The organism is Streptomyces sp. NPDC006265, from assembly GCF_040613555.1.
Lineage (GTDB): Bacteria > Actinomycetota > Actinomycetes > Streptomycetales > Streptomycetaceae > Streptomyces.
This window is the reverse complement of sequence record NZ_JBEXSH010000492.1, coordinates 1-6,751: the sequence shown is the minus strand read 5'-3', so window position 1 is coordinate 6,751 and position 6,751 is coordinate 1. Positions and strand designations below refer to the sequence as shown.

The 6,751-nt window shown below is 72.7% G+C and carries 7 protein-coding genes; 4 read left to right on the top strand and 3 right to left on the bottom strand.

The annotated features are described in order from the left end of the window. The coding region (locus ABZ281_RS31470) for a TetR family transcriptional regulator (protein ID WP_356660994.1) at positions 1-413 on the bottom strand (413 nt) is incomplete at its 3' end. A 57-nt stretch (positions 414-470) separates the two neighbouring features. On the opposite strand from ABZ281_RS31470, the gene ABZ281_RS31465 reads away from it, so the two are divergent. Next, complete coding sequence (locus ABZ281_RS31465; RefSeq protein ID WP_356660992.1) at positions 471-1,394, top strand: helix-turn-helix domain-containing protein; 924 nt, start codon at positions 471-473, stop codon at positions 1,392-1,394. A 48-nt stretch (positions 1,395-1,442) separates the two neighbouring features. Here the strand turns inward: ABZ281_RS31465 and ABZ281_RS31460 are convergent, their stop codons facing one another. Both ABZ281_RS31460 and ABZ281_RS31455 read right to left on the bottom strand, forming a co-directional pair. Continuing rightward, positions 1,443-2,477, bottom strand: a complete 1,035-nt coding sequence (locus ABZ281_RS31460) for an aldo/keto reductase (protein ID WP_356660990.1) — start codon at positions 2,475-2,477, stop codon at positions 1,443-1,445. A 22-nt stretch (positions 2,478-2,499) separates the two neighbouring features. Next, entirely contained in the window at positions 2,500-3,969 is a 1,470-nt protein-coding gene (locus ABZ281_RS31455) for an MFS transporter (protein ID WP_356660988.1), read from the bottom strand. A gap of 57 nt (positions 3,970-4,026) precedes the next feature. Between ABZ281_RS31455 and ABZ281_RS31450 the strand changes: the two genes are divergently transcribed. From ABZ281_RS31450 to ABZ281_RS31440, 3 genes are all read left to right on the top strand, one after another. After that, positions 4,027-4,902, top strand: a complete 876-nt coding sequence (locus ABZ281_RS31450) for a helix-turn-helix transcriptional regulator (protein ID WP_356660986.1) — start codon at positions 4,027-4,029, stop codon at positions 4,900-4,902. A gap of 133 nt (positions 4,903-5,035) precedes the next feature. After that, entirely contained in the window at positions 5,036-5,533 is a 498-nt protein-coding gene (locus tag ABZ281_RS31445) for a cupin domain-containing protein (protein ID WP_356660984.1), read from the top strand. Next, positions 5,533-6,576, top strand: a complete 1,044-nt coding sequence (locus ABZ281_RS31440) for a 3-oxoacyl-[acyl-carrier-protein] synthase III C-terminal domain-containing protein (protein WP_356660982.1) — start codon at positions 5,533-5,535, stop codon at positions 6,574-6,576. Before ABZ281_RS31445 ends, ABZ281_RS31440 begins: the two co-directional genes overlap by 1 nt. Positions 6,577-6,751: the final 175 nt, after the last annotated feature.

The window sequence follows — 6,751 nt, the reverse complement described above, 5'->3', positions numbered from 1 at the left end:
GCTCCGCCTCGGCCAGCAGCCGCAGCACGTACTCCCGCCATCCCCGGCGCAGGTCCCGCACCCGCCCGGCGACCTGCTCGGCGTTCAGCCGCAGCCCGGCCCGGACCACGACGTCGCGCACAGCAGCCGGGCGACGTGGTGGGTGACGTCCACGAGGCGTTGCAGGGCGCTGCCGTCGCCGTGGTGATGACGGGCCGTGGCCTCGCGCAGCGCATCCTCGGCCGCATGCTCGACGGCCTCGGCGACGGCGGCGCCTTGTTGGCGAAGTGGAAGTGCGGCGCGCCGGAGCTGACGCCGGCTCCCGCGCTGATCTCCGCCAGGCTGGCCCGGACGTACCCGCGGGCCTCGAACTGTTCGGCCGCCGACCGGATCAGCGCGAGACGGGTCCGGACGGCCCGGTCCTGTTTGGTCACCCGTGGCTCCCCTGGCAGGGCTCTGATGGCGACGCAATGAAACAAACTCGCTCGGTCATGGCGGCCTCCGCCCGGGTCCGCGACCTGGCCGTGCTGCGGCTGGCCGGAGCCACCCGGCGGCAGGTGCTGCGGCTGACCGCGGCCGAGGCCCTGACGGCCGTCGCGGCCGGCGCGCTCCTCGGGCTGCTCGTCACCGTCGTCAACCTGGCCGGGATGTGGGGCGCCCTCGCCCTGCTGTCGATCCGGCCCGCCGTCACCCTCCCGTGGCAGGTCCTCGGCACGACGGCGCTCGCCTGCGCCCTCCTGGCCGCGGCCTGCGCGACGGCCCCTGCCGCCCTCGCCCTGCGCCGCCGCCCCGCGGATCTGGCCGGGGTACGCGAGCAGCCCTCCGGACCGGGTCGATCTCATCATGAGACCAGCCGCGGGCAAGCCGCCTACAGTGAGGCCATGAGACGGACCTCGTTCGGCACCTGGCCCTGCTCGATCGCCCGCACCGCCGACATCCTGGGCGACGCCTGGGCCCTGCTGGTCCTGCGCGAGGTCTTCTACGGCGAATCCCGCTTCGACGGCTTCATCGGCACGCTCGGCATCGCCCGCAACACCCTCACCGACCGGCTGCGGCGCCTGGAGGCCGAGGGCCTGCTGCGGCGGCGCGTCTACCAGCGGGACCCGGTCCGCCACGAGTACCTGCCGACGGACAAGGGCCGCGACTTCTTCGGCGTCCTCGCCGCGATCAACGCCTGGGGCGACCGTTGGCTGGCCGGCGACGAGGGCGCCCCGGTGGTCCTGCACCACACGCCCTGCGACCACGACACCGAGGCCCGGGTCGTCTGCTCCGCCTGCGGCGAGCCCCTGCACCAGCGGGACATGACCGCCCGCACCGGCCCGGGCTACCCGGCCCGCCTCCTCGACGACCCGGTCGTACGGGAGCGCTTCGCGCCGGGGCGGTCCCTGGGGGAGGCCAAGGCCGGCGAGGACTGACCGTTCCTCACCGGCCCGGCACCGAGAACCGTCATCCCCAAGAGCCGGTCACTCCCCTTCCGCCTCCTTGACGCGGTCGGCGTCGCAGTAGTCCTGGTGCCAGTAGGGGTAGGGCAGCGGCGGAGCGCTGACCTCGTCGAGGGCGGCGTGCTCCTCGGCAGTGAGCGACCAGGTGGTGGCGGCCAGGTTGTCGGCGAGCTGGCGTTCGTTGCGCGCTCCGATCACGACCGAGGTGACACCGCGTCCCTCCAGCGCCCAGCGCACCGCCACTTGGGCCGGGCTCACCTGCCGCTCCCCGGCGATCTTGCGCAGGACGTCGATCGTGTCGAACGTACGCCCCGGGTCGACCGGTTCGAACCAGCCCACCGCCCGCCGGGTGCCCGGCGGGGGCGTCGCGCCGCGCTCCTGGTGGCCGCTGAGCAGACCGCCGGCCAGGGGGCTCCAGACCATGACGCCCACGTTCTCGGCCTCGGCCATGGGCAGCAGCTCCCACTCGACCTCGCGGGCGGCGAGGCTGTACTGGATCTGGTGCGAGGCGAACCGTTCCAGACCCAGCCGCTCGCTGGTGGCCAGGGCCCGGGTGAGCTGCCAGGACGTCAGGTTGGAGGCGCCCACGTAGCGGACCTTTCCGGCCCTCACGAGGTCGTCCAGGGCCCGCAGGGTCTCCTCCCACGGGGTCCGGCCGTCCCAGCCGTGCGTCTGGTAGAGGTCGATGTAGTCGGTGCCGAGGCGGCGCAGGCTGGCTTCGACCGAGCGCACGATGTGGTGCCGGGACAGTCCGCGGTCGTTCGGGCCGCTGCTGCCGTCCGGCATCTGCCAGCGCACCTTCGTCGCGATGATCACGTCGTCGCGACGCTGGCCGAGGGCCCCGCCGAGGACCTCCTCCGACTGCCCGGCGGAGTACATGTCGGCGGTGTCGAAGAAGTTGACGCCCGCGTCCATGCTCGCCCCGACGAGCCGCCGGGCCTCGACGGTGGTGAGCTGGCCCATGTGCTGGAAGCCGTGGCGGCCGCCGAACGTCATGGTGCCGAGGCAGATCTCGGAGACCCGCAGGCCGGTGCGGCCCAAGTAGCGCATACGCATGGGGATGTCGGTCCTCTCGGTCTCAGCGGACGTCGGCCGCGACCTGCTCGTCGAGGGCGGGGGCGGGGCTCGGGGCGGTCTGCCGGGGCCGCAGGAAGGCGATGGCGACCAGACCCGCGACGAGCAGCGCGCCGGCGGCGGTCAGCAGTCCTTCGCGCACACCCTCCAGGACCGCCGTGGACCCGCTGCCGCCGGAGGCGTCGATACCGGCCGCGGCGACCGTGGCCAGGACCGGGGTGCCGACCGTGACGCCGAGCTGCTGGCCCGTGTAGGCCAGGCCCGTGGCCAGGCCCTGCTCGTGGTCGGGCAGCCCCGAGGTGGCTGTGATCATGTAGCCGACGACCGCCAGCAGGTGACCGAAACCGCCGGTCGCGGTGGCCACGAGCAGCAGCGGCATGCTGCCGTCGCCGGTGTCGAGGAAGAAGAGCACGGCGGTGCTGGCCGCCTGCAGCAGCAGGCCGTGGACCAGCGCCCGATGGACGCCGATGGCGCCGATGATGCGGGCCGCGAAGGCACCGCCGAGGACGGCCGCGACGCCCAGGGAGGCGAAGGTGAATCCGGCGTTCAGCGGCGTCATCCCGCGCACCTGCTGCATGTACAGCGTGAGCAGGAAGACCATGCCGGTCATCATCGCGAAGGTGACCAGGCCGGTTGCGTTGCCCCAGCTGACGGTGCGGCGGCGCAGCACGTTGAGGTCCACGAGCGGCGCGGCGACCCGGGACTCGACGGCGAAGAAGGCGATCAGCAGAACCACACCGGCCGCGAGCGCGAACAGAGTCGTGCCGGCGCCCCAGCCGCTGCGCTCGGCGGAGGTGATGCCGTAGATGATCGACAGCAGACCGCCGGTGACGGTGATCGCGCCGAGGAGGTCCAGCCTCGGTGTCTCCTCGTTGCGGCTCTCCTTGATCAGGACCGGGGCGGCGATCGACGCGAGGAGACCGACCGGGACGCTGATGAACAGCGTGACGCGCCAGCTGGTCAGGTCGGTGATGACACCGCCCAGCACCACGCCGGACAGGAAACCGAGCGACAGCAGGGCGCCGTTGATGCCGAGCGCGCGGTCGCGCTGCGGGCCTTCGGCGAAGTTGGTCGTCAGCAGGGACATCGCCGCCGGGGTCAGCATGGCGGCCGCGACACCCTGTGCCGCACGGGCCGCGAGCAGGAAGCCGGGCGACGGCGCGAGGCCGCCCGCCAGGGAAGCGACGGTGAACAGGACCATGCCGGCGATGAACCAGTTGCGGCGGCCGTAGAGGTCGGCCGCCCGGCCGAAGAGCAACAGCAGGCCGCCGGACGGCAGGGCGAACGCGGTGACGACCCATTGGAGGTCGCTCAGCGCGAAGCCGAGGTCCTTGCCGAGGACGGGCAGCGCGACGCTGAGGATCGAGAAGTCCAGCGCGAGCATGAACTGGGCGCCGCACAACAGGGCGATGATGAGCCACTGGCGCGTGGTGAAACGCGCCTTGGCCGCGGAGTTGCCGGGATCGGAAGTCATGGGACGAGGCTGGCAATGTCCAACCCGCCGCGGGGAGCCCGAACTTATCCTGGGTTTATGACCACCAGCTTCAACGCAGTACGGGAGTCCCGTCGACGCGAGGAGCTCAAGCAGTTCCTGCGCACCCGCCGGGAGCGGCTCAGGCCCGAGGACGTGGGTATCGCGCCGGGGGCCCGCAGGCGCACCCCGGGGCTGCGCCGGGAGGAGGTCGCGATGCTCGCCGGCATCGGCGCCTCCTGGTACACCTGGCTCGAGCAGGGCCGGGACATCAAGGTGTCGGAGCAGGTCCTGGACGCCATCAGCAGGACCCTGCGCCTGGACGCGGTGGAACGGGACCACCTCTACCAGCTCGTGGGCATGAACCCGCCGCAGCGCACGGCGGACGAGACCCCCGGCACGGCGCAGTTGACGGCCCTGCTGGAGGGCTGGATGCCGAGTCCCGCGTACGTCATCGACCGGTGCTGGAACATCGTCGGGACCAACCGGGCGGCGGAGCTGGTCTTCGGGTTCCGCGAGGGCGACACCAACTGCCTGGTGGCCTTCTTCACCAACCCGGCGTTCCGGGCGCGGCACCGCTACTGGGACGAGATCGCTCCCGGTCTGGTGTCCGAGTTCCGCCGGGACGCCGCCCGTTACCCGGACGACCCGGAGTTCACCCGGATCTCGGGCCTGCTGACCGAGGAGAGCGCGGACTTCGCCGCGCTGTGGTCGCGCTACGAGATCACGGCGGCCAACCAGGGCGTGAAGGCGATCGACCATCCTCGGGCGGGGTGCCTGATCTTCGAGCACTCGGTGCTGGAGATCCCCGACCGCCCGGGCGTCCGGCTGATGCTGCATACGGCGCAGGCCGGTACGGACACCCGCGAGCGGGTCATGGAACTGCTGGGCCGGGACGCCCGCAAAGGCAGGATCTCGCTGGTGGAGGCGGGCTGAGCCAGAGTCACACGAGCACCACTGGAGAGTCACAAAAGACCTGTTCAGGAACCCAAGACAGGGCTCGATCCAGTGACAATGCTCTGATACACATGGCTGCGGTCAGGTATCCGTGAGCGGAGGAGCACGAACCGTGGTCAGCAAGAGCAAGGTCGCAAGTGCCGGTGCCGTAGCGGCGGTGCTCCTCGGCACCGGATTCGCCGTCCAGCCCGCCGCCCGGGCCGAGGTGCCTCCGGTGAGTGCCGTCGTCCTGAGCCAGGGCGTCACGTCGGCGCCCTTCAAGATCAAGGCGAACGGCGACCGGAAGGTGCTCTACCGCAAGGCGGTGGTGCAACCGGGCGCCTCCACCGGCTGGCACTACCACCTGGGCGAGGAGATCGCCGTCATCAACTCCGGGACCTTCACCCGGATCGAGGGCTCGGACTGCTCGGTGCGCGAGTACGGTCCCGGAGAGTCGCTCGTGGAGCCCGTGGGCCCGGACACCGTGCACATGGGCGTCAACAACGGCACCGAGCCGGTGGAGCTGTACGTCGTCGACATCATCCCCAAGAACGCCACCGCACCGACCGTGGCCGCCCCGGACCCGGGCTGCGGCCCGGCCGGCCGGCGCGCGGGCCACGGGGGCGAGTGATGCGTCTGCCCCACCCGCTGGGCATTTCGGGCCCCACGCTCCTGCTGCCTGACGGACGGCAGAGTGCGCAGGAGGCCGTCCGCCTGGAGCTGCTCGACCCGGAGACCGCCGACGAACTGGGCTGTGACGGGCTGCCGGTGGCCGACCAGGCCCCGCCCGAGATGGCGGCCGAGGCGGGCCGCCGGGCGCTCACGGCGGCCGGGGTCGACGCCGGTGCCGTCGGTCTCGTCCTGCACGCCTGGATCCACTACCAGGGCCACGACCTGTGGTCGCCGGCGCACTTCATCGCCGACCGGCTCGGCGCGGCGGGCGCCGTTCCCGTCGGCGTCCAGCAGGTGTGCAACGGCGGCGCAGCGGCCGTGGAGCTGGCCGCGGCACGGCTTTTCGTCGAACCCGGCCTCGGCAGTGCCCTGGTCACCACCGCCGACGCCTTCCTCGATCCGGGCTTCGACCGCTGGAGGGGCGACTACGGCATCGCGTACGGCGACGGCGCCACGGCCCTGGTCCTGCACCGTCTGCCGGGGACCGAGGGCGGCAGGCCGGCCGACCTGGTGCTGCACGCCCTGTCCACGGTGGCCGCGCCGCGACTGGAGCGGATGCACCGCGGGGACGACCCCTTCAGCCCGGCCGCCCGCTCGCTCGGCCCCCAGGTCGACATCCGCCGCACCAAGAAGGCGTATCTGCAGAGCGAGGGCATGGAGGCTTTCATCGAGGCGAGCGCGGCGGCCCTCCGGTCGGCGGTGGAGTCGTGTCTCGCGGACGCGGGCCTGGCGGCCACGGGCGATGCCCCGCTGCGCTACGTGGTGACACCGCGCCTCGGCCGCAAGACCATCGACCTGGCCTACGCGCCGCTGCTGACCAAGCTCACCGGGGCGGAGCTGCTGCGCCCGGGAGCCGGCACCGGGCACCTCGGGGCCGGCGACACCGCGGCGAACCTGGCGGAGCTGCACACCCGGAAGATGCTGGGCCCCGGCGAGTACGCACTCGTAGTGAGCGCGGGTGCGGGTTTCACCTGGTCGTGCCTGCTGGTGAGCGGCACCTGAGCCCGGGACGGGCGAGGGTCCGCGGGGCGGTCTGCCCCGCGGACCCCGACGGCGTCGGCCGACTCAGCCGGTGGGCTGCATGGTGGACCGGGACACGCGCTGCACCACGCTCCGCACCGACATCCGGTCCTGCTGCCGCCCGGAGCACCGGGGGTCGGCAGCCCTGGGCCGCGAC

Coding starts and splice junctions, on each gene's coding strand:
- ABZ281_RS31440 (WP_356660982.1), top strand. CDS start 5,533: ATGCGTCTGCCCCACCCGCTGGGCATTTCGGGCCCCACGCTCCTGCTG.
- ABZ281_RS31455 (WP_356660988.1), bottom strand. CDS start 3,969: ATGACTTCCGATCCCGGCAACTCCGCGGCCAAGGCGCGTTTCACCACG.
- ABZ281_RS31465 (WP_356660992.1), top strand. CDS start 471: ATGGCGGCCTCCGCCCGGGTCCGCGACCTGGCCGTGCTGCGGCTGGCC.
- ABZ281_RS31460 (WP_356660990.1), bottom strand. CDS start 2,477: ATGCGTATGCGCTACTTGGGCCGCACCGGCCTGCGGGTCTCCGAGATC.
- ABZ281_RS31450 (WP_356660986.1), top strand. CDS start 4,027: ATGACCACCAGCTTCAACGCAGTACGGGAGTCCCGTCGACGCGAGGAG.